Origin of the sequence: Nostoc sp. UIC 10607 (assembly GCF_047228265.1) — a bacterium.
Lineage (GTDB): Bacteria > Cyanobacteriota > Cyanobacteriia > Cyanobacteriales > Nostocaceae > Nostoc > Nostoc foliaceum_A.
Genome location: NZ_JBIQNW010000016.1, coordinates 1 through 22,899 on the forward strand (window position 1 = coordinate 1; position 22,899 = coordinate 22,899).

The 22,899-nt window shown below is 44.3% G+C and carries 16 protein-coding genes and 1 pseudogene; 7 read left to right on the plus strand and 10 right to left on the minus strand.

What is annotated here, in order from left to right:
- The first annotated feature begins 265 nt into the window (after window positions 1–265).
- A complete protein-coding gene (locus ACEYW6_RS16130; protein WP_412980509.1) occupies window positions 266–529 on the plus strand; it encodes a hypothetical protein in 264 nt (87 codons plus the stop codon).
- A 114-nt stretch (window positions 530–643) separates the two neighbouring features.
- On the opposite strand, the gene ACEYW6_RS16135 is transcribed toward ACEYW6_RS16130, so the two are convergent.
- Together ACEYW6_RS16135 and ACEYW6_RS16140 are read right to left on the minus strand one after the other, a co-directional pair.
- A complete protein-coding gene (locus tag ACEYW6_RS16135; protein ID WP_412980510.1) occupies window positions 644–1,441 on the minus strand; it encodes a peptidylprolyl isomerase in 798 nt (265 codons plus the stop codon).
- Between the two features lie 532 nt (window positions 1,442–1,973).
- Window positions 1,974–2,348: a c-type cytochrome gene (locus tag ACEYW6_RS16140; RefSeq protein WP_196513540.1), complete on the minus strand. Its 375-nt coding sequence runs from the start codon at window positions 2,346–2,348 to the stop codon at window positions 1,974–1,976.
- A 210-nt stretch (window positions 2,349–2,558) separates the two neighbouring features.
- On the opposite strand from ACEYW6_RS16140, the gene petG reads away from it, so the two are divergent.
- The gene (petG, locus tag ACEYW6_RS16145) at window positions 2,559–2,672 is read left to right on the plus strand and encodes a cytochrome b6-f complex subunit V (RefSeq protein ID WP_063721252.1); all 114 of its coding nucleotides are present in this window, start codon (window positions 2,559–2,561) and stop codon (window positions 2,670–2,672) included.
- A gap of 98 nt (window positions 2,673–2,770) precedes the next feature.
- Here petG and rsmD read toward each other — a convergent pair whose 3' ends face one another.
- Both rsmD and hisH read right to left on the minus strand, forming a co-directional pair.
- Entirely contained in the window at window positions 2,771–3,316 is a 546-nt protein-coding gene (rsmD, locus tag ACEYW6_RS16150) for a 16S rRNA (guanine(966)-N(2))-methyltransferase RsmD (protein WP_412980586.1), read from the minus strand.
- Between the two features lie 94 nt (window positions 3,317–3,410).
- The gene (hisH, locus tag ACEYW6_RS16155) at window positions 3,411–4,046 is read right to left on the minus strand and encodes an imidazole glycerol phosphate synthase subunit HisH (protein ID WP_190897094.1); all 636 of its coding nucleotides are present in this window, start codon (window positions 4,044–4,046) and stop codon (window positions 3,411–3,413) included.
- A 58-nt stretch (window positions 4,047–4,104) separates the two neighbouring features.
- On the opposite strand from hisH, the pseudogene ACEYW6_RS16160 reads away from it, so the two are divergent.
- From ACEYW6_RS16160 to ACEYW6_RS16170, 3 genes and pseudogenes are all read left to right on the plus strand, one after another.
- Window positions 4,105–4,371 (plus strand): annotated as a pseudogene (locus ACEYW6_RS16160) (peptidase C15); the annotation flags it as partial.
- 432 nt (window positions 4,372–4,803) lie between these two features.
- Window positions 4,804–6,171 carry a DUF3370 domain-containing protein gene (locus ACEYW6_RS16165; RefSeq protein WP_412980587.1) on the plus strand — a complete coding sequence of 456 codons (1,368 nt, stop codon included), beginning with the start codon at window positions 4,804–4,806 and terminating at the stop codon, window positions 6,169–6,171.
- 241 nt (window positions 6,172–6,412) lie between these two features.
- Complete coding sequence (locus tag ACEYW6_RS16170; protein ID WP_412980511.1) at window positions 6,413–6,850, plus strand: response regulator; 438 nt, start codon at window positions 6,413–6,415, stop codon at window positions 6,848–6,850.
- A gap of 150 nt (window positions 6,851–7,000) precedes the next feature.
- On the opposite strand, the gene ACEYW6_RS16175 is transcribed toward ACEYW6_RS16170, so the two are convergent.
- The gene (locus ACEYW6_RS16175) at window positions 7,001–8,335 is read right to left on the minus strand and encodes a hypothetical protein (protein ID WP_412980512.1); all 1,335 of its coding nucleotides are present in this window, start codon (window positions 8,333–8,335) and stop codon (window positions 7,001–7,003) included.
- Between the two features lie 154 nt (window positions 8,336–8,489).
- On the opposite strand from ACEYW6_RS16175, the gene ACEYW6_RS16180 reads away from it, so the two are divergent.
- Window positions 8,490–9,062, plus strand: coding sequence for a Uma2 family endonuclease (locus ACEYW6_RS16180; protein WP_412980513.1), 573 nt, complete (start codon window positions 8,490–8,492; stop codon window positions 9,060–9,062).
- A 146-nt stretch (window positions 9,063–9,208) separates the two neighbouring features.
- Here ACEYW6_RS16180 and ACEYW6_RS16185 read toward each other — a convergent pair whose 3' ends face one another.
- The 5 genes from ACEYW6_RS16185 to rpsT form a co-directional block, all read right to left on the minus strand.
- Window positions 9,209–13,258, minus strand: coding sequence for a DNA-directed RNA polymerase subunit beta'' (locus tag ACEYW6_RS16185; RefSeq protein ID WP_196513534.1), 4,050 nt, complete (start codon window positions 13,256–13,258; stop codon window positions 9,209–9,211).
- 102 nt (window positions 13,259–13,360) lie between these two features.
- Window positions 13,361–15,238: a DNA-directed RNA polymerase subunit gamma gene (locus ACEYW6_RS16190; RefSeq protein ID WP_196513533.1), complete on the minus strand. Its 1,878-nt coding sequence runs from the start codon at window positions 15,236–15,238 to the stop codon at window positions 13,361–13,363.
- 129 nt (window positions 15,239–15,367) lie between these two features.
- A complete protein-coding gene (rpoB, locus tag ACEYW6_RS16195) occupies window positions 15,368–18,667 on the minus strand; it encodes a DNA-directed RNA polymerase subunit beta (protein ID WP_196513532.1) in 3,300 nt (1,099 codons plus the stop codon).
- A 747-nt stretch (window positions 18,668–19,414) separates the two neighbouring features.
- Window positions 19,415–20,200, minus strand: coding sequence for a TatD family hydrolase (locus tag ACEYW6_RS16200; protein WP_412980588.1), 786 nt, complete (start codon window positions 20,198–20,200; stop codon window positions 19,415–19,417).
- Between the two features lie 354 nt (window positions 20,201–20,554).
- Window positions 20,555–20,854 (minus strand): 30S ribosomal protein S20, encoded by a 300-nt coding sequence (rpsT, locus tag ACEYW6_RS16205; RefSeq protein WP_190897110.1) that lies wholly within the window; start codon window positions 20,852–20,854, stop codon window positions 20,555–20,557.
- 738 nt (window positions 20,855–21,592) lie between these two features.
- Between rpsT and hisD the strand changes: the two genes are divergently transcribed.
- On the plus strand, window positions 21,593–22,894 hold the full coding sequence (hisD, locus tag ACEYW6_RS16210) for a histidinol dehydrogenase (protein ID WP_190897112.1): 1,302 nt from the start codon (window positions 21,593–21,595) through the stop codon (window positions 22,892–22,894).
- Window positions 22,895–22,899: the final 5 nt, after the last annotated feature.

The window sequence follows — 22,899 nt, forward strand, 5'->3', positions numbered from 1 at the left end:
GCGGCCACGATAGTTTAGGGGTAGCCCTACGCAAAAATAGCTCGATGCCAGGATTCATTTTTATATCAAAGCCCCCTCATGATTTCTTGAGGAGGCTTTTGTTATATCCCCTCAATACTTTGAGCTAAGCTGTTGTACCTACAATTTGCATATAATAAAGATGAATATAACTTCGGGTACAGGTTGTTATGCTGGCTATTGGCTTTCTAAGTTAGAACAAAAATAACATCTACAACAGTTGTTAAAACAAAGCGATCACTTTGAAATGAGAGAGCTAGCTTTGATACTATTATTGATGAATGATGGGAGGACGCAAGAAGAGATAGCGTTAGTAATTGGTTGCTATCGTCGAACAGTAGCATATTGGTGCGTGCATGGAGATCCAAATAAGATAGAAAGCTTAGAAGACGGAAGAATAAAAAGAGAATATAGAAAAGCTAACCAAGTTTATATAGATAAATTATTAGAAACAGTAGATAAAGATCCAAGTGAGTCAGGCTATGAATTTGATTTACTACAAATTTGTTAATTACTAATGTACTTGTAACAGTTAGGGGGCGGAATGTGGGTTTAAACCCTATTACGCTTCTGGATAATTTCACTTAGTGATTACTTGCTGACTCCGCAAAGTGACAGAAGAGGGTTAGGTTAAAGTTTTATCGCTCTCTCCCTGTCTTCCTATGCTCCCCTCGCCTTGTGGTCTAGACATGATTTGCTTTTGCTGTTCTTGTAGCCAGGTTTCAAAGAGTTCATTCAGCAGCCGCGCTTTCATAAATTCATCCAGTTGTGCGGGGATAAATTTTTCCAGCCGCAAAATCACAAACCATTCAGCGATGCGGGTAGGAGGCAATATTTGGCCTGGTTGACTGCTAGAAAGCATTTGCACCATTACTGGATGTAGTGCATTCAGTTCGATTGGACCTACCAAGCCACCAGTTTGGGCTTCTGGTCCAAGTGAGTATTCCCGCGCTAAGTCAGCAAAAGAGTTTTCTTTTGCCTGAATCCGGAAGTAAAGTTCTTGGGAAATTCCCACATCCTGGGTTCGCAGCAGAGAATAAATTACTTTGTCAAGTTTTGCCTTTGACTGAAAAAAGTAGGATTCCAGTTTATTACCCCAAGTGGCTTGCTTGAATTTTTCAATTTTAAGCTTACGAGTGGTAATAACTTCTAGTTGTTCGGGATTCAGCCCTTGATGTGCCATCCAAGCCTGGATGTCTTCTTCATTTTTGAACTGTTTTTCAGCGTAAAACTGCTGTTTAGCTTGGGCTACTTCCTCTGGTGTACACTCTATAGCTACCTTCGCGGAGCGTGAGTTTTGCTCTATCGCCTCATCGATGATAAATTCGCGCTGCAACTGTGGCAGCATTTGGTAACTTGTCAGTAAGGAAATCAGTTCACTAGCTGTGATTGTACGATTACCGATTTGGATGGCTTCAGTCATTAGCTTTCGGGCATCTTAAGAATATCTGGTCTGTCAAAGAAGCTAAACCATAGCCCATTCATTGGGAGCTTTTGTCTTAATCCTACCGATTAAGATTAGCGTACCTTACTTTCGCAATAATTAAATAGTGACTTACTAACATACTTTAAAATATACAGTTTATATGAGTTTTTATCAAAGATAATACGTAAATCCGATTCAGATGTAAAGACAAGGACAAAGAACTAATCACACTTGTCGCCACTGCAACTTAGAAGATGAAGTTATCAGACTGAGCTAGGGTGCTTTGAGATAACCCTCTCCTAACAAAGGAGTTTTTAGTTAAACAGCAATGCTGGCTCTAACTCAGCTTTGTTTCATTCTGAAGGTGCACCCCGCATATGGACTGCTGCTGACAGACCGCGCTTGCTTTGCACATCTATAAAAATTCCCGTCGTCTGTTAAAAGTTCTTAGAGATGGAAAAAGGCAACATAGGATATGCTGCTTTTTTCTATGAGAGATTTATGTATCCCGCAACCAAAAATCTAAGGTCTATAACGACTCTAAATAATTCAAAAGATCTGCCATTTCTTGGGCGCTAGGTTGAAATTTTGGCATTGGCGGCGTTTCGCCACTTATCACTTGGTGAATCAGTCCATATCGAGACTTGTGCTTTGAGACAGCTTGCAAACTGGGTCCTACTCGCCCATCTGCTTCCAAGCCATGACAACCAGCACAGTTAATTTGAAAGATCGCGTGTCCTTGAACTGAGTTTCCTGTTAAGGATAGAACACTCTTGACGTATGGATCGGAGGCTTGAACCAACTGAACACCAAAAAAGCCCAAAGGGACTGCTAGCAGTATAGCCAGCGTCAATAAAACGATCCGCTGAATCAAAATTTCAGGTTTGGTAATCTGGTTATCCAAAAGGTTTGCTGTGAAAGTCTAGGTGTGCTAAAAAGTTTTTATTTCCTACACATAGCTTAAAAGTTCTTGATTGTGTCTGCAAGCACAGAAGACTATTTTCTTGTGGGCAGTTGCCCTCCAAAAAGGCTGTAGGGCGCAGGATTCATACCAAATTTGGTAAAATCAAAAACAGGCAACGAATATTTAATAAATACAAAGAGGAGATTTACAGTGGTTGAGCCCCTGCTATCAGGTATTGTCCTTGGTTTAGTTTTCGTCACCCTCGCCGGACTGTTTTATGCTGCCTATAAGCAATACAAGCGCCCCAATCAGTTAGGAGGGTAAGGAGTGCTGAGTTTTGAGTGTTGAGTTTTGAGTGGGGAGATGAGGGGGACAAGGGAAAATTTTCTCCTCCTGCTCCTTTGTCTCCCCCTAATCTTTTCTCATTTCACAATTCTGTAGAAAGTAAGTGATGTGTTGCCGTAAATTTTCTCGCGGCAAATTTCCCAATTGGGAATCTCTGGCGGTGTCCAACCTTGTGAGGCGTGTTCAACTGCGATTTCACCGCTAGGATCTAAAAGTTGATAGTGAGCGATCGCTTCTAATACTGGCTGGTACAATCCACTGGCATAAGGTGGATCAAAGTAAATTCTATTGAATTGCTTGCCTGATAAGTTCTTTAACTGTTGGACAATATCTCCCCGCAATACCCGAAGTTCTTGCTCGACATTAGCTACCTGTTGCCAATTTTGTTGGATGGTGGCACAGGCTCGGCTCGATTGTTCAATTCCCACTACTAGGCTGGCTCCTCTACACAAAGCCTCTGCGCCCATTGAACCAGTACCGGCGCACAAATCTAGCCAGTAACAACCTGCAATTTCTCCCTGCCAAATATTAAACACTGCCTCCCTGACCCGCGCACTGGTGGGCCTAGTTTCTTTTCCTGGTAAAGTTTTTAGCTGGCGATTGCCGTAAATCCTCAGGCTCATGATGGATTGGTTGTTATTCATTGGTCATTAGCCATTTTCATTTATTAACAAATGAAAAAGGACAAACAACAAAAGAAAAATCACAAAAAAAGTATTAGGCAGGAATTTTTTCGCGGACTTGAGCAACAAAATTAGACAGGATTTGCAATCCAATATTAGAGGATTTTTCGGGGTGAAATTGCACTGCCATCAGGTTTTCATGGGCGATCGCAGCTGTGACGGTTTGAGTACCGTGAGTGATGGTTGCTGCACGGATTTGCGGATCTATTGGATCAACATAGTAAGAATGGACAAAATATACCCAAGGATCGGACGGCAAATGCTCCCACAAAATACTTTTTGCCTGAGTCATTTCCAGTTGATTCCAACCCATGTGAGGAATAGTAATGTCAGGTTCTGGACGAAACCGCCGCACTTTTCCTTTAATAATTCCTAATCCTGGTTGGGTGCCTTCTGCACTTGATTCAAAGAGAATTTGCAATCCTAGACAAATTCCTAAGAAAGGTTTACCAGATGCGATCGCTTCTTTAATAGGTTGTTCCAAACCACGCGCTCGCAGGTGTTGCACTGCTGGATCAAATGCTCCTACTCCCGGCAGAACTATTGCATCTGCCTGCTCTAATTCCTTTGGAGAATAAGTAACATTAGGAGTTGCCCCAGCTTTTTCCAAGCCTTTGCAGACTGAATGCAAATTTCCCATCTCGTAGTCTACGACCGCAATTACTGGCATTTACCTGCTCCTTGTAAATTTATTATGGAGGGTTTTTCTATTCTAAATAATATTTGTTATGAAGAAAAGAATTCTATTAACTTCTTTTGACAATTGGCGAAAATATCAACAGTCGAATTATTCTGATGATTTATTATTTGAAGTTACCAAACTTGATCTGATACCAGATGACTTAAGTTTTTTACGCTAGTTACCCGTAGATGTGCAACTTGCCAGTACTCAGGTAATGAAAAAATCAATGCAATGCAACGCAATTAAACCTGATTACATCGTCTGTTGTGGCATGGCTGCAAGCCGTACACAATTAAGTGTGGAAGCAGTTGCTAAGTAAGTAGGCGAGAATAAATCAAATTAGATTAAGTAATGTAAAAAATATTGAAATTATTTTGTAGTCAGGGCTTCAGCCCTTATTTGAGAACTTTAGTTCTCACTACAAACCTTGAATTATTTACGCTGCTCTACTTAAGCTGTAGAGAAATTGTTTTGCAGAGAGCAATTGATTTAGAAAAATTAGTGGTGGGAGCAGGGGCAATTGAGATTAGCCACGACTGCGGTAAATTTGTCTGTGTTCGCATAGTGTCTCACAGAGAGTACTTAAGCCAAAACAAACTCACGGTACGTTGTATATTTGTCTACGTTTCGGTTCTCAATCAAGAAAATTTGATGTGGATTCTTGCAGATTTCATATTATTTATTAACAAATTGGCACTTTCATCAAGTTGTTAATGTCTGTATGGTGAAAGAAATATCTAAGTATATGTTGCCATTGTTACTAATTTTCCCAATTGCCCAATCAACTCCTGCCACGCCACCACCTGAAGAAGTTGTGCAACTACAAGAAGTACGTCCTTTACCAGGCCAGTTGGATACAGTGCCAACGTTTAACAGCAATAGTCCAGAATTGGTGTTGAAAGAAGGAATTTTACTCTCCACCTTTCCACCAGATGACAAAAAAGTGCCAACGGCGCATCTGAATTTTCCCTTTCGGGGACGATTTGATATTTTTGCCCATCACGTTGCTAAGGCTGAACCACCAGAGAATTTGCGTTCTCTTTATTTAGGAATAATTTTGCATAACCCTGCTTCGGAACCAGTGAAGCTGAATATTTGGCAGGCGGCGAGTTATTTGAGTCAACCAGATGCACCATTTATTCAATTACCATCCTTTAGCCAAAATCTTTTAGGTAAAGTTTTTGCAGGTCCAGGCGATCGCGTCATGTCTGATGTGCTGAGGGGACGGCGACAAGAAATTTTCCCTGCCCAAATTGAGATTCCAGCAGGGCAAAGTCAGATGTTACTAAATTTACCAATTCCGGTGCAGGGATTGACACCACCCCTCAATGGTCGGTCTACGTTCATGCGACTGCAAAGTAATGGCACTGTCTATGCAGCCAGCCTAGCCATGTTTGCGCGTGTGAATCCCGATGGCAGTGAGCGATCACCTACTTTGGAAGAGTGGCAAAATTTACTCAATAATAGTGATGTGTCTGGGTCACGCGATAAAACCCCCACTCCCTTAGAGGAAACTGACAAGCCAAGAATTTATGGGCGTGTTGCTGGAGTGGCTGCTGGTTCACGATGGAGAGCCTTATTAGTAGATAATCCTAAAGCCAGGTATCTAACTATTCCCCAGGCTGGTCAAGCGTTTTCTTACGCTCTAAGTAGCCTGCATGGCGGTACTTTAGGAACGGGTCAAATTCAAAGTGCGCCTATGCTGGTGCGCTATCCTGATACCGCATATCGCGCTCATGGCAACTATGGAATTCAATATAATCTCAAGTTGCCGCTATACAACAATACTCAAAGTCCTCAAACTGTTAGTGTATCCATACAAACACCACTCAAGGAGGATCAGTTAGTCAAACCAGGGTTACGCTTTTTTACTACACCAGCCCGTCAAGTATTCTTTCGAGGTACAGTACGGGTACGTTACAAAAATGAGCAAAATCAGCCACAAACTCAATTTGTGCATTTAGTACAAAAGAGAGGTCAACCAGGGGAACCGTTAGTTTTATTAAATATGAAAGCAGGCGATCGCTCTTTAGTAGAAGTTGACTTTCTCTATCCGCCGGATGCCACACCACCGCAAGTATTAACAGTTTTAACTCAAGCTGAACCTCGGTAATGAGTCATGGGTAATGGGTAATAGCTTTTCTCCAATTACCTATTACCAAAAAATATTAGTCAACTTTGTGAACACTACAAAAAGCCATCACCAAAACCTAAAAATGTTAGAGAGAATGTTAAGAAATTTAACTATACAAAAGTGCTTTTCACCCCAGATTTGTGTATTTAGGGTGAATATTTATTCCGCTCTATGCGTTGCAATAGAAATAGTAAACCACAACAGGCAATAAAGGGACGGCATGGCAACCGATCAAAAAATCAATCAAGAAACTGAGTTAAATTCGCTCCAGCGGCTTGTTGGAACCCTGATTTTACTGGTAGAGGATGAGCCAGATATTGCAGATTTGCTCATCTTTATTTTGGAGGCAGCAGGTGCAGAGGTGATGGCTTTAACCGATGCAGAAGCAGCCCTTGCCTTGGTAGAATCGCTTCATCCCGATATTCTGCTGTGCAATGTAAAGCTGCCCGATCATGATGGCAATTGGTTAATTGAGCAAATTCGAGTGCATTCTTGTCCATTCTTAAGACAGTTGCCTGCGATCGCTATCACTTCTTATACACGCGAGGTTTCAAGTTATAAGGCTTTGAATGCTGGTTTTAATCGATTTCTAGTCAAGCTTGAGAGTCCAGAGGAAATCGTAGGTGAGATTGCTCACTTGCTATCTATCGATGTTTAAATCTAACTATCCCGTTTTCATCTCGTTTTTGACACTGATTTTACCCAATAGGCACTTGGAGCGTACAGCTAACTGTACGCTCCAACAAAAGGCTCTACTTTGGAAACCATATAACCCTAAGTAGGTAGAGTGAGATGTTGGATATATTTGTTATCCTCGTTGAAAACCCTTTGCTGGCTTTTGTTGCCCCTTACCCTTGGGCTTCGATTTGTTAACTTCTCCTAAAGCTTCCTGAAATAAGTTATGCAAATGTATGGGTACACTGGCAATGTCTGGCAACTCTGGTTCAATAGGTTTGTGGAATTCTTGCAAAAGTGTATCCAAGTCACTTTCAAGCCTAAACTCTGGACGTTGCAAAAATGTTTGCAACACATTTTCTAATTGAGTTGGATATTGTTGCGCTAATCGATGCCAAATAAAGGCATTAATACTTTTATCTTCAAGGTAGTAGCGAACTAGTTTTTCAGATCCTTGAACACTTTGCCAGTCCTCTGCCGATAAGATTGCTTGTACCTTACTATATGTTGGTAAAAACATTTGTCCCCAACGGGGATGAGAAAGAGCCGTTACCTGTTCTGCTTTTTTGAGTTCAGCAGGCAAATCAACCTTTGGCATCACCATTTTGCTATTGCCGCCTTTGCTGTTAAACATTTCAGAGACTACGTTGGAATCTGCACCAAACTCTTCTGCTGCGGCTTTTATTTCCTCGTCGCCAATGCCAGCTGCTTCTGCCACTTCAGCAAGAGATTTGGAAGTATCAATTCCTGCGGCTGCAAAAGTTTTTTCAGTAATTACTTCTTGAAATTCCGCTATTTTTTTATTCAAATGGTATCCAGATAGTGTGATTTCATCAGTACCAAAAAAGTCCACAAACTGCTGATGATATTTTTCTACTGACTGCCAAGCTTCTTCTAGCAAGTCTGGAGCATCGCTGTAAAGATTACTTTTATAGTTTTCTTTGAAATTACCAATTGCTACAGCAAGTTTTGGTTTACCTAATTTACCCATTATTGTGTAGGGGCCAGATAACATCCAGTAGCTATCGGTAACGGGAGAAATGCGAGTGAGCAAGATTTCTCCGACTTTCAATCGAGATATTGCCTGTAATGTTTGAGTATTGTTTGGCTTGACGATGTAGCGTTTATCTGTCAACCAGTTCGTCAATTCAAAGCCATCAGGTAAGATGTTGGTAATGGCAAATAAGCCAATAAAACTATGATGCCAACTGTTGATCAGGTTGCGATCGCTCTGGTCTAAATCTGGATTGCTTTCGATAAACAACTCTAATGGTGACTTATCACCAACTTTCCCGGCTGTCAGAAAGCTATCGATGATTAAGTCCTGCTGTGTACTATCCCCACTTCCACGACGCAACTGTGCGGCTGCATAAGTTTCCAGTGCTTGTGCCAGTTCGCCTTCAGCATCAAGAACAAAATCAACTAAGGCTTGTTTTAATTGGTGCGATCGTTCTAATATGACATCCACAAGTTAATCTCTCGGTGCAACAGATGTAGATTATAGCTCTTGAGAGAATTGCAGCATCTAGCTATTGCTAGATTTATGGTGACGTGTACTTAGCGGACTTAGCCGTCAAGCTTCTCTTAAACTACATACAAGGCATCACACAAGCTTATTACAGATGGTTGCAACTCCAAATTCTAGCTATATATCTCCAGAAGACTATCTAAAAGGAGAAGAAACTAGTCCTATCAAGCATGAATATAGACAAGGACAGGTTTATGCAATGGCAGGGGCAAGTAATGCTCATGTCATTATTTCTCTTAATATTGCTTCAATGTTGAGAAATCATTTGCGCGGGAGTGCTTGTCAGGCTTATATCTCAGACACCAAAGCACATATTGAGTCGATTAACATCTATTACTACCCCGATATTATAGTCAGTTGTGACCAACGAGATAGAGCTTTTGATAACTTTCTACGTTACCCCTGCTTAATTGTAGAAGTGCTATCTCCGACAATAGAAGCCTTTGACCGAGGTGATAAATTTGCTGACTACCGACAGATGGAGTCGCTTCAGGAATATGTACTTGTCAGTCAAACTCGGTTAAATGTTGAGTGTTTTCGTCGTAACCCAGAGAAACGATGGGTACTTTATCCATATGGACAAGAAGATATCATTCATCTGGCTAGTGTAGATTTTCGGTGTTCTGTTGCAGATTTCTATGAGGATGTTACTTTTGAATCGCCGTAATTGACTGACTACTAGCTCGAAAGCCAGAACCAGAATCTTGAGGATTTAAAAATGTGTTTTTAGAGAGCAAAATAAAAAGGCAAAAGAAGATTTTCTTTTGCCTTTTTAGTTTTTACCTTTTAATAGAGACGAAAAATTTCAAGTCTCTACTCGTCGTCGAAATCATCTTCCTCGTCTTCCTCTTCTTCCTCGTAATCGTCGTCGTCTGCTACTTCATCGGCGATTAATTCATCTTCGTCATCTAGAACTGACCTTTCTGCACGTCTGCTACCAAAACCAGATTCCCCAAGAGTAGGAGAATCTAAATTATAGGTGCGAGCTGTACGATCATCTAAGACCATATCCAGGGGATCATCAACTTCATCCAAGACACTACTGGTAATTTCAGCAGCATAATCATCGATCGCACCAGGTTCATCATAAGTATTGTACCCAGTACCAGCCGGAATCAATCGCCCGATAATCACGTTTTCCTTTAAGCCGCGCAGCCAGTCGGATTTGCCTTCGATCGCTGCTTCGGTAAGTACCCGTGTTGTCTCTTGGAAGGATGCGGCGGAAATAAAGCTGTCGGTGTTCAACGATGCTTTGGTGATACCCAACAATACTGGAGTATACTGTGCCCGCGCACCGCCTGTAATTGCCATAGCTTCGTTCACCTGCTCAACTTGGCGCAGTTCTACCAATTCACCAGGAAGCATGGTGGTGTCACCACCATCATCAATTCTGACTTTGTTGGTCATCTGGCGAACAATGACTTCAATATGCTTATCGGAAATATCAATCCCTTGAGATTGATACACCATTTGCACTTCATTTACCAAGAATGACTGTACTTTCTGCAAAGCATGGCTAGCACAAGCATAGATTCCATCTTCGGAACCCAGGCTAAAGAAAATTTCCAAAATTTCGTGGGGGTTGGATGGACCATCGGTTAATGGTTGTCCCGCTAACACAGTCGCTCCATCTGGTACTATCAAATTTTGTCCTGGGCCTAGAGGATAATCAGTTACCACGCCATTTGATTCTACGACCTTGATAGCGATCGCTTCATCACCACTTTCAGCGTAAACTACCTTAACTTCACCCGCTCGGCGACATAAAATGCACGCTTCTTTAGGTTTACGAGCTTCAAGCAGTTCCTCAATCCGGGGCAAACCTTGAATAATATCTCCGGTTTTGGCGCGTTCAAACACCAACAACACCAAGTTATCACCCCGTTGTACCAAATCGCCATCTTCTATCTGCAACACAGCACCAGGGCTGACTCGATAAGGGCGACCAATGCGGGTAGTAATAACGTAGTTTTTATTACTCAGAGCGGATTCCCCAGCAGATGCAGCAGCTGCACTTTTGATATCTTCTACTTGCCCTGATTCTGGGGCAAAAACTCCAGGAGCAACTTCTGTACCTTCTACTAGCAAGTCACCCACTTTCACCTTTGGCTGAGTACTAGTATTAATGGTAAGCCTGTCAGCATCGCGCAAGACCAAGCAGCGACGCACATTTTCGGTTCCTTTTCGGACGCCCCGCACTATCCCGCCTTCTTTACACAAGATTTGGGTACGTGCTACCACAGATCCAGGGGCGATGGAAAGCCCATCTTGTACCTCAAGTGTTGTCTGGGTGCTACCTTGGGTGGCATCAGCAGTAATGTCTCGACGAATTACCAAGGACTCCAAAATCACTAGCTGCAAGCGCTGAACTTCTGGGTCTTCAGTATCCTGTACCAATTCAATATCTGCTGCTAAAGGCGAAGCATTGTGATCCTGTTCACCTTCTTGCTCAATTTCTAGCACTAGCTGGGTTCGCAGCAGTTCCACGCCTTCAACAGATTTGACGCGTTCCGAATCTTTGTAAGGTAGTCGCTGCACTGCCCGCAACTGAATCGATCGCCCAGTTTGTTGACTCACCGATGTAGTTGATGGCACATCTGGATTATCCGGTACGGCAAACTCAACTACTGGACGACTCAACAGGGCGGGGCCTTCTGGTGTCTCTACATACTGGATATAGCGCAATTCTGTGGCGACGTTGCCTTGAAATTCCTCACCTGGTTGGATGAAGGTGTTATCTCGCCCGATAACTGATTCTGGATCGTCCACCATCAGCAGTTCCCCTGGCTTCACCACCACTTCCCGCAGGATGTCGTTTTTCTGGGTGACTTCTACCACACCGCTGTTTTGGCAGAAGATATCTTTTACTACCTCGGTGCCAGCTTCCACAAACTGACCGTCTTCTACCAACAGCAAGGAGATATCTTTATTAACTTCGTGGCTTTCTTCGGGAATCCACAAAAGGGTACCACCCTGCACGACTTCATAACCCAGCTTGGCTTTGCCTTTTTTCTGGACTTCTACACCCGCGAATTTCAGGAAACCACCAGTGGTTGTGCGATAGCGGTCATCAATTAACTCAGCTACTACTTGACCATTTTGCACTTTTGTGCCTGGTGTAGCCCGGAGGTTAAATACTTGGCTATTGCCAGTGGAGACTAAGTAGTTATTACGACCTTGGGAACTTTGGACTGTCACCGTTGCCTGGTCTAAAACCACAGAAGCGGTGATAATCTCAATTTCCCTGGTACTCTTACCTGGGGTAGCTTCTGGCAAGCGCACGACACCGCCGTGCAAACTGCTTAACTTGGTTTCTGCTAAAACTCCATTAGAGGCGATCGCATCACCATTTTTGACCACCAATTCTGCACCAGGTGGCAAGTTATAAACTTCCCCAGACAAAATCCAAATCAAGCCACCGCGTGCGGCTGTGGTTGTGGTATTACCTTGACGGTCAGTTTTTTGTTCTGGGACTACTTCGGCAAATTGCACTTCCCCTGCTAAGTCAGAGGCTACATCTTTAACTGCTTTTTCTGTATTAGTCCGAGTTGTGCGTCCACCAAGGGCAACTTCTGCCAACAACTGACCTTGTTTTACCTTATTTCCATCAAATACATATAGTGTTGAACCTTGGGTAAGATGAACCTCTTGGTTCTCTGGGGTAACATCACCTACTTTTGTTGGCTCCAAAAGCATGATGCCATTAGCCTCAACATAGAGGGCATCTTCCCCGTGGCGGGTACGATATGTTCTGGTCTTCAGTTTGCGGGGAAGCTTAACAGTTCCATCGATTTTAGAACGAACTTGTTGCGCCACTTCCCCAGTAAACACCCCACCTGTGTGGAATGTCCGCATGGTTAGCTGGGTACCAGGTTCGCCAATACTTTGGGCGGCAATAATCCCCACAGCTTCGCCCAAGTCTACCATCTTGGCGTGGGCCAAACTCCAGCCGTAGCAGTGTTGACAGACAGAACGTGCAGCTTCACAAGTTAGGGGCGATCGCAGCATAACTTCTGCCACCCCAGATTTTTCGATTTTCTTCGCCAAGTCCTCAGAAACTGGGGTATTACGTGGTGCAATTACTTCTTTTGTCACCGGATGCACCACATCTTCGCCAATTACCCGTCCCATCAAGCGGGTTCCAAGAGGGATCAAGGTTTTGGCACCTTCTGTCATCGGTCGAATTGGAATTCCTCTGGTGGTACCACAGTCAAATTCCCGAATAATCACATCCTGGGATACGTCCACCAAACGGCGGGTGAGATAACCAGAGTCAGCCGTCCGCAAGGCAGTATCCACTAATCCTTTTCTGGCACCGTAAGACGAAATAATGTATTCCGTTACAGTGAGTCCTTCACGGAAGTTGGTTTTGATAGGCAAATCGATAATTTCCCCTTGAGGATCTGCCATCAGTCCCCGCATCCCTACCAATTGCCGGACTTGAGAGATGTTACCCCGTGCCCCGGAGAATGCCATCATGTACACAGAGTTCAAGGGATTAGTCTTCTTGAAGTGAACGACTACTTCATCTTTCAAAGCTTCACTGGTACCATTCCAGGTATCAATTACCTTTTGGAAGCGTTCTACTTCAGTGATTTCTCCCCGTTGGTAACGGGTTTCGGTGGCGCGAATTTCTTCTTCGGCTGCTTCTAAGAGCAATCGCTTAGTTGGCGGCACCATCAAGTCATCTACACTGATGGAAACCCCTGCTTTGGTAGCGTAGCGAAATCCCAAATCTTTCAGTTTGTCCGCCATCACTGCGGTTCGCGCCGTACCATAATGCGTAAAGGCCCAAGAAATTAAATTTCTCAGTTGACCCTTATCAACCACCCGATTGCGAAAAATCATTTTTTCGTTAGTCATTAGTCATTAGTCCTGAGTCATCAATAATTAATAATTCGTAATTCGTAGTTCGTAATTCGTAATTGAAGAATTAATTACGAATTACGAATTAGAAATTACAAATTAACTCGCAAGTGCTTCCTGAATCGCATTATTGTAAATAACGCGACCAGGAGTAGTGTATATATACTGAGAAATTACATTGCCCTTAGCGTCTTGTCTGACTCGGCGGAACTTATAGAGTAATGTGCGGGTACCATCCTCGTTTTCCGTCACTTTCAAGGGTTCTGTGTCCGGTTGGTCTGATTCTATTTCACCGTCAAACCGCACATAGATATAGGCGTGCAAGTCAATTTGCTCTTGCTGGAAAGCCATAATTACATCCTCTAGCGAAGAAAAGTACTTTCCTGCACCTTTTGTCGCACCGGGATTTTCTGCTGTTAAGTAATAGGCTCCCAATACCATATCTTGGCTGGGCGTGATGATGGGTTTACCCGTGGCTGGTGACAAAATATTGTTAGAAGCCAACATCAACAACCGGGCCTCAGCCTGACTTTCTAACGACAGTGGGACGTGTACCGCCATTTGGTCGCCGTCAAAGTCGGCGTTAAATGCTGGACACACCAGAGGATGCAGTTGAATCGCTCTACCTTCTACTAAAATCGGTTCAAAAGACTGAATACCCAAACGGTGCAACGTTGGTGCCCGGTTTAGCATTACAGGGTGTCCTTCAATCACCTCTTCCAGCACATCCCAAACACTGGGATCATTGCGGGATATCAGCTTTTTCGCGGCTTTAATGTTATTTACCATGCCGCTACGAATGAGGCGGTTAATCACAAATGGTTGAAATAGCTCAATCGCCATTTCTCTAGGCAAACCGCACTGGTGAATTTTCAGCTTTGGCCCGACCACAATTACAGAACGTCCAGAGTAGTCAACCCGTTTACCTAACAAGTTTTGTCGGAAACGCCCTTGCTTACCCTCAATAATGTCGGACAAAGATTTTAGAGGTCGGTTATTTGCCCCTACCACAGTGCGTCCCCGACGACCATTGTCAATCAAAGCATCCACTGCTTCTTGCAGCATCCGCTTTTCGTTCCGCACAATAATTTCTGGTGCCAAAATTTCTTGCAAGCGTGCCAAACGATTGTTGCGGTTAATTACCCGCCGATACAAATCATTTAAATCGCTGGTGGCAAACCGTCCGCCATCTAGTTGCACCATTGGGCGCAAGTCGGGGGGAATCACGGGAATAACTGCCATTACCATCCACTCTGGTTTGGAACCAGTAGCGATGAAGTTGTCAATTACCCGCAGTCGCTTAATTAGCTTGGCTCTCTTTTGTCCTTTGGCGTTGCCAATTTCTTCGCGTAGGCTTTCGGCTTCTTGTTCCAAATTGATATCGGCAAGCAAACGCAACAGCGCTTCAGCCCCAATACCTACCTCTACGCCTTGCAGTACAGAATCTTCGCTATAAATTTGGTCTTCTATTTCCAACCACTGGTCTTCACTCAGTAGCTGTTTGTAAGTTAAAGTTTCGGCATTACCTGGACTCAGGACAACATAAGAGTTGAAATAGACAATCTGCTCGACATCCCGCAAGGGCATATCTAACAGGATGGAAATATAGCTAGGAATACCCTTGAGATACCAAACGTGAGCTACTGGTGCGGCAAGTTTAATATAGCCCATGCGGTGACGGCGCACTCGTGACTCAGTGACTTCTACCCCACAGCGTTCACAGACAATACCTCTGTGACGAACCCTTTTATACTTACCACAATGGCATTCCCAATCTTTTGCAGGACCAAAGATGCGTTCACAAAACAAGCCATCCATCTCTGGCTTGAGAGTTCGGTAGTTAATCGTTTCTGGCTTGGTAACTTCACCGACTACTTGGCCATTGGGCAATGTTCTCTCACCCCACTGCCGAATCCGTTCAGGGGAAGCCAAGCCGATTTTTACGTAGTCAAACTGATTAGTTTGGGCAGGTCTCATCTTTCTAATTTCTAATTCGTAATTCGTAATTCGTAATTAACAATTTTTAATTCGTAATTAACAATTTCTAATTCGTAATTCGTAATTTAAGAATTAATTACGAATTACGAATTATCAATTACGAATTATTTACTCGTCTTCTTCCAGCGATTCGCGGGAAAGAGATTCGTATGTTGGCCGAGGAGGTGTGCGACGGGCTGATTGGTCTGCCATCAAATCGACTTCCACATCTAGAGAACTGCCGTCTGCTTGGGTTTCTACCTTGTGTACGGCAATGTCTAACCCCAATGATTGCAACTCGCGCATTAGCACCTTAAAGGACTCTGGCGTTCCAGGCCGAGGAATTGCCTTACCTTTAACGATCGCATTTAACGCTTCATTTCGTCCTTGCATATCGTCAGATTTAACTGTGAGCAATTCCTGTAAGGTGTAAGCGGCACCAAAGGCTTCCAATGCCCAGACTTCCATTTCTCCAAACCGCTGACCACCTTGTTGTGCTTTACCACCCAAGGGTTGCTGAGTCACCAGTGAGTATGGGCCTGTGGAACGTGCGTGAATCTTATCATCGACCAAATGCACCAGCTTCAGCATGTAAGCCACACCGATGGTAATTGCTCGGTCAAAGGGTTCGCCTGTACGACCGTCATACACCATGATTTTGCCTGGGTTATCTGGGTTATATACCCAGTCTTTCCCTGTTTCGTCTCGTGCTTCTTGCAATTTGCCATGCACGATTCGGCGAGATGACTCTTCACCGTACATTTCATCAAAAGGAGTAATCTTAAATCGCACTCCCAAGGTTTGACCAGCCCAACCCAAGAGGCACTCAAATACTTGTCCGACGTTCATCCGGCTGGGTACACCCAAGGGGTTAAGTACAATATCCACTGGTGAACCATCGGGCAAATAAGGCATATCTTCCGCTGGTAAGATTCGAGAAATAATCCCTTTATTACCGTGGCGTCCTGCCATTTTGTCGCCAACTTGGATTTTGCGTTTTTGAGCAACATACACCCGGACTACCATATTGGCTCCTGGTGGCAGTTCATCGCCTTGTTCACGAGTAAACAAGCGCACATCAACTACGCGACCTTTTTCACCATTTGGTACTCGCAGGGAATTGTCCCGCACATCTCGCGCTTTTTCACCGAAAATTGCCCGCAACAGTTTTTCTTCTGGCGGTTGGTCAGATTCACCCTTGGGAGTGACTTTTCCTACCAAGATATCCCCAGCTTCTACCCACGCCCCAATGCGAATGATTCCCTGTTCATCCAACTGACGCAAGGCATCTTCCCCGACGTTGGGAATTTCTCTGGTGATTTCTTCTGGCCCCAGTTTTGTCTGTCTAGCTTCAATTTCATATTTTTCAATGTGAATTGAGGTGTAGACATCATCCTGCACCAGTCTTTCGGAGATTAAAATTGCGTCTTCGTAGTTGTAGCCTTCCCAAGGCATATAGGCAACTACGATATTTTGCCCCAGTGCCAATTCACCGCCTTCGGTGGAGGAGCCATCAGCCAGCACCTGACCGGCAACAACCCGTTCACCAATGCGGACGAGAGGTTTCTGATTTAAACAAGTGTCTTGGTTGGAACGTTGGTACTTGGAAAGGGTATATTTAATTTCTGAGGTATTAGGTTTAGGACGGACACGAATTTCTGTGGCATCCACATAAGTGACATCGCCATCAGTACGCGATACAATTACCATCCCGGAGTCTCTTGCTCCTTGCGCTTCCAAACCTGTACCCACCAGAGGGCGCTCTGGTTTGAGCAGGGGTACTGCTTGACGTTGCATGTTCGATCCCATCAGCGCTCGGTTAGCGTCATCATGCTCCAAGAAGGGAATCATGCTGGTCGCTACCGACACAATCTGTACTGGAGATACTGCTACGTAGTCCACCTGTTCTGGTGTTGTGGTGGAAAATTCTTGACGATAGCGGACTGGCACTTGTGGTCCAATAATGTGCCCGGTTTCATCTACAGGAATATCTCCAGGAGCAACCCGCAGATCATCTTCTTCATCGGCTGTCATATAGGCTGGAGGCAGATCAAATCTGACTCGCCCATTTTCCACAGGTCTAAAAGGTGTTTCTAAAAACCCATACAGGTTAACCCGCGCATGGGTTGCCAACGAGCCAATCAATCCGGCGTTGGGTCCTTCTGGTGTCTCAATCGGGCAAATGCGTCCATAGTGACTAGGATGAATATCCCGCACGGCAAACCCAGCGCGTTCGCGGGTTAAACCACCAGGGCCAAGGGCACTCAGACGGCGTTTGTGGGTCAGTTCTGCTAAGGGATTTGTTTGATCCATGAACTGACTTAACTGGCTGGAACCAAAGAATTCTTTAATTGCTGCTACCAATGGTTTGGGGTTCACCAAGGAAGCAGGGGTTAGCACTTCAGCATCGGATACAGTCATCCGTTCCCGAATGATTCTCTCTAAACGGTTTAAGCCTACCCGCACTTGGTTTTGCAGCAATTCCCCGACGCTTCTCACCCGACGGTTACCTAAATGGTCAATGTCATCGATATTACCAATATCATATTCTAGGTTGATCAGGTAATCCACGGCTGCCAAGATATCCCCAGCAGTCAAAACGCGCATTGTGTCTGGGACAGAAAGGCGCAATTTCTTGTTGAGCTTGTAGCGTCCGACGCGACCAAGGTCATAACGTTTCGGGTCAAAAAATCGTGAGTCTAGGAGTTGTTGTCCACCTAATACTGTGGGTGGTTCACCAGGACGCAGTTTCCGATATAACTCCATTAGGGCTTCTTCTTCAGAAAACTGCCCTTCTTTTTCGATGGTTTTCTGGAAATATTCGGGGTGGCGTAAGGCATCAAAGATTTCGTTATCTGATAAACCCAAAGCCTTTAGTAGTACTTGCGCTGAGAGTTTGCGGGTTTTATCGATGCGTACCCACACTAAATCGTTACGGTCTGTTTCAAATTTCAGCCATGCTCCCCGGTTGGGAATTAAGCTAGCTGAATAAGTACGTCGCCCGTTTTTGTCGATTTCTGATTTGTAGTAGACTCCTGGCGATCGCACTATTTGGTTGACAATTACCCGCTCGGCTCCGTTAATAATAAACGTGCCGCGATCAGTCATCAAAGGCAAATCGCCAATGAATACCTCTTGCTCTTTGATTTCCCCGGTTTCCTTATTAATCAACCGTGTGGGAACATACATTTGAACGGCATAAGTGCTATCCCGCCGTTTGGCTTCTTCGACGCTGTACTTTGGCTCCTTGAGTTTGTAGTTATGACCCAAAAAATGCAGTTCTAATTTGCCCGTATAATCTGTAATAGGACTAAAGGAGTTAAGTTCTTCTATCAGCCCTTCTTCCAAAAACCAGCGAAAGCTTGATCGCTGGATTTCAATCAAGTCGGGCAACAGAAAGGCGGGTTCCATGTATGTTTCTTTAGTCATGCCTCTTCCTTTGTCAACCTGGTAAAATTTTCCCTTGGACACTGCTGTTTGATGCTTCCCACTGCTAGCCAGTGTCCTTAGCTGTTTGGGAACTTCTTCTTACACACTTGCTATTTACAGGTGTGGGCAAACGCAGCGATTAAAGCTGGAATGAGCAATTTGGACAAGGGGGTAATCACCCGCGATCGGGGACTCAGACGCCAAAAACCCACTATAGTCTTGATTTAAGAAGAATATACAGTTGAGATATTCCTGAGTTTTATCTACTTTCTTCATTTCCCCTCCAAAAAGCGCGTTAATTTGCTGACGCAGCTCTAGACGGTGTGTCTTAAATCCACCCCGCTATTTATACTCTCAGTGATATCCTAGATATCCTAAGACTGAGGGAATGATCCGCACCTTGTCGGCTTTGAATCAGAATCACTTCATTTTGCTGGATTGTACTCACAAGGCAATTTCGTTTAACGATTTTGAATATGTTCAATAAACACCAAGCCAGTGTTGTGCAAAAGTCTAGCTCAACCTGGGTTGGCAAGGTTAGTCATGTGTGGAGAGCATCCGCTTGTAGAGATTTGGAGGATGGCCAAGCCGATAACAGCACGGAAAAATAGGCTCAGAAATTTTAGGTTCCTTCCTTTATCATTATGGCGCAAGCAAAATGTTTTTGAGGGAATAATATTAGCATATTTTTGTCCCCCTAGAGTTTTATTTTTTTAGCACAATTGAATAAAAGAGATCAAAGACACTTTATATTGACAGACCAAATAATTTACAGGCATTCTGGGTGGTTTGATCGGCGATCGCCTCTACCGTTTCTTGACGCAGTTTAGCTACTTGCTCGGCTACATAAAGCACGTAGGCAGGTTCGTTGCGCCTTTCGCCTCGTTTAGGAACTGGGGCGAGAAATGGGCAGTCTGTTTCAATCAGTAGGCGATCACTACTCACCATCGCAGCTGAGGATTGGATTGCTTTGGCATTTTTGAACGTTACCGTCCCGCTAAAGCTGATGTAGAAGCCTAAATCGAGAAACCATTGAGTTTCTTCTGGCGTTCCTCCCCAGCAATGCATAACACCCCGTACTCTTTCTCCTTTAAGTTCCCGCCATTTTTGCAACACTTTTCTAGTTTGGGCAGCAGCATCGCGGCAGTGAATAATCACTGGTAGATTGAGTTCAGATGCGATCGCTAACTGCGACTCAAACACCATAAGCTGATGCTCATAGTTATCAGCTTTGTAAAAATCCAGCCCCATTTCCCCGATGGCTACCACATTCGAGTCAGAACTCGCCAAAGTTTTGATTTTATCAGCTGTCTCGCTATTCCATTTATCCGTATCTAAAGGATGTAATCCTACGGCAAAGCTGATTTCGGGAAACTCGTGTGCTATGGATTGAATTCTGGAAAACTCTTCTGGGTGAACACAGGAATGTACTAAACGTACTACTCCTGCTTGTTGCCACCGCGATCGCACTGTTGCTAAATCCGGCTGGAAACTATCAAAGTTGAGATGTACGTGCGTGTCTATCAGTTGCATTCTTTGCCCTTTGCCATTAGTCATAAATTATTAGCCCTTATCACGACTAAGGACAAATGACCCTGCGGGTGAATTTTTCTACTGTGGTTGCCGCTTTGTGATCACCAAGCGGCTCAAGAGGTAAACCACGCCCGCCAATTATTTTAATTTGGCACAGCCAAAACAACTTAAGTGGCTCATGGGGAACCACTGCGACGGACGGGTTAAGAACCATAGAGCAAGTGGTGTGGAAACCCTCAAGACTGCACTGAACTTACCATTCCCCTTGGCGTTTCACCCCACTAGCTAGAACTTTAGGAAAGTTCGTAACGCAGTGGTTCCTTGAATCAGAACACAGCACTGACTCACCAATAACTATTCAGCAACTGCTTGAGCTATGGGTTTTAGTTTATGAGCCAATCTCGACTTTTTCCTTGCCCCATTGTTGGGGTGAAGGACACCCCGTTTGATCGCTTTATCGATTTTGCCGTAAGCCTCGGATAACCGAGCCTGTACTTCTTGATTTAATTCTGGGGTAGGATTAGCTGCATAGACAGCTACAGCATTAAAGTATTTCTTCATCAGCGTCTTGACTGCTGATTTGTAAGCTTTGTTACGCAGTCGGTTACGTTCTGCGATTTGGGCACGCTTGAGAGCAGACTTTGTATTCGCCACAGTCAATTCCAAAAATACTATTAATATGTACACACACTACTAGACTTACTAATATAGCATCCAAATTGCCAATGTTATAATTTCCTAAAAAAACTATCATTGGAAATTGGGTACTAGAGGGGGAAGAATTTAGTCCCTTTCCCTGACCCCTAATCTCCAGTCTTTAATTTGGTGTGTCGTCAATTTAGGAAATGCGTTAAAATGAGGTACATCAAATAAAACAGTGATCCTAACTCATCACCTAGTTAAGCAATGTGATTGCCAATACGACCAATCTGACCTTAAAACAGTGTATTGTCAAAGGCAAGGAACTGTAAACATCTAAATTTTAGGAGATTCATAAGTATAGAACCGATATCATATTATCGTTTCTGTACATATGTTAACTACTAAAAGTTAGGAAAATAAGTAAAAATTATACTCAGACCCTACCCCCTGTAAATCCGGGGGATTGGATGTGTAAACATACCACCTGCACCCCGTAAAGAGTGAGGGCAAGGGCGTAAGGGGAACGAGAAATGGCACGCCTTCTTCCTGCCGCTAGCCTATGGAGGCTGGTCGGACTGAGTAATTAAGTCGCCTTCTTAAGCAAACCATGTGCTGGCAGGCTTGAGAGTATCAAAAAAATCCAGGTTAAGCTAGAGAAGAGAATTAGAGTCAGCTTGCACACCCCAGTGGGTCAAGAGCAATACTAAATCTCAGGTGTGAATATTATAATTTTGGCATTGTCCTTACTCCATGCTGCGAATCATTACTCAGCAGGCAGACGTCAGAGCAGAACTACAACGGATCTGCGATCGCACCCATGACGAACAGGTGCTTCACAAAGAAGCAACGGTGCGGGAAGTTTTGCAAGCAGTGAAGCGCCAAGGCGACAAAGCTGTTTTGCATTACACAGCCGAATTTGACAAACAAACCCTGAAAGCAGAAGAACTCCGAGTTACAGGCTCGGAACTAGATGCAGCCTATCAGCAGGTGTCAAAAGAGTTGTTGGGCGCGGTTCGGCTAGCTTGCCGCCAAGTTGAAGCGTTTCATCGTCAGCGAGTCCCAAAAAGCTGGGTACACTTCGGTGACGATGAAATAGTTCTGGGCAAACGCTACACCCCTGTAGACCGAGCAGGGTTGTATGTGCCTGGTGGTCGGGCCGCCTATCCCAGTACAGTGGTGATGAATGCAATTCCGGCAAAGGTAGCTGCTGTACCCCATGTGGTAATGGTGACACCTCCAGGACCAGGAGGTGCAATTAACCCAGCAGTGTTAGTAGCTGCCCAAGAAGCAGGAGTACAAGAAATTTATCGCATTGGGGGCGCACAAGCGATCGCCGCTTTAGCCTATGGAACAGAAACCATTCCAAAAGTGAATGTAATTACTGGGCCTGGGAACATTTATGTCACCCTAGCGAAAAAACTTGTCTATGGCACCGTAGGCATAGATTCTTTGGCAGGCCCCAGCGAAGTGCTGGTGATTGCTGATGAAACTGCAAATCCGGTGCATGTAGCTGCTGACTTGCTGGCCCAAGCTGAACACGATCCAATGGCGGCAGCAATTTTGCTGACGACAGATGCTGCTTTGGCGAAAAACGTGCAAGTAGCCTTGGAAAGACAGCTAGTGGATCATCCACGGCGAATAGACACAGAAAAAGCGATCGCTCATTATGGGTTGATTGTTCTTGTGGAATCGCTCCAAGCAGCAGCAGAACTCTCAAATGAATTTGCCCCCGAACACCTGGAATTAGAAGTTAAAGACCCTTGGGCACTCTTACCACAGATTCGTCACGCTGGGGCAATCTTTTTGGGTTACTCAACACCAGAAGCTGTAGGAGACTATTTGGCAGGCCCTAACCATACTTTGCCAACTTCTGGTGCTGCCCGCTATGCTTCGGCATTAGGGGTGGAAACTTTCCTCAAACACTCCAGTATTATTCAATACTCCCAAACCGCACTGCAAAATGTGGCTGGTGCAATTGATGTGCTAGCAACAGCAGAGGGTTTACCTTCCCATGCTGATTCAGTCCGACGCCGAATTCAGCAAGAAGAGTGACTGGG

Excerpts from the sequence above, each read along its gene's own strand:
- ACEYW6_RS16130 (WP_412980509.1), top strand. The coding sequence starts at position 266 with ATGAGAGAGCTAGCTTTGATACTATTATTGATGAATGATGGGAGGACG.
- ACEYW6_RS16135 (WP_412980510.1), bottom strand. The coding sequence starts at position 1,441 with ATGACTGAAGCCATCCAAATCGGTAATCGTACAATCACAGCTAGTGAA.
- rsmD (WP_412980586.1), bottom strand. The coding sequence starts at position 3,316 with ATGAGCCTGAGGATTTACGGCAATCGCCAGCTAAAAACTTTACCAGGA.
- hisH (WP_190897094.1), bottom strand. The coding sequence starts at position 4,046 with ATGCCAGTAATTGCGGTCGTAGACTACGAGATGGGAAATTTGCATTCA.
- ACEYW6_RS16165 (WP_412980587.1), top strand. The coding sequence starts at position 4,804 with ATGTTGCCATTGTTACTAATTTTCCCAATTGCCCAATCAACTCCTGCC.
- ACEYW6_RS16170 (WP_412980511.1), top strand. The coding sequence starts at position 6,413 with ATGGCAACCGATCAAAAAATCAATCAAGAAACTGAGTTAAATTCGCTC.
- ACEYW6_RS16180 (WP_412980513.1), top strand. The coding sequence starts at position 8,490 with ATGGTTGCAACTCCAAATTCTAGCTATATATCTCCAGAAGACTATCTA.
- ACEYW6_RS16185 (WP_196513534.1), bottom strand. The coding sequence starts at position 13,258 with ATGACTAACGAAAAAATGATTTTTCGCAATCGGGTGGTTGATAAGGGT.
- ACEYW6_RS16190 (WP_196513533.1), bottom strand. The coding sequence starts at position 15,238 with ATGAGACCTGCCCAAACTAATCAGTTTGACTACGTAAAAATCGGCTTG.
- rpoB (WP_196513532.1), bottom strand. The coding sequence starts at position 18,667 with ATGACTAAAGAAACATACATGGAACCCGCCTTTCTGTTGCCCGACTTG.
- ACEYW6_RS16200 (WP_412980588.1), bottom strand. The coding sequence starts at position 20,200 with ATGCAACTGATAGACACGCACGTACATCTCAACTTTGATAGTTTCCAG.
- hisD (WP_190897112.1), top strand. The coding sequence starts at position 21,593 with ATGCTGCGAATCATTACTCAGCAGGCAGACGTCAGAGCAGAACTACAA.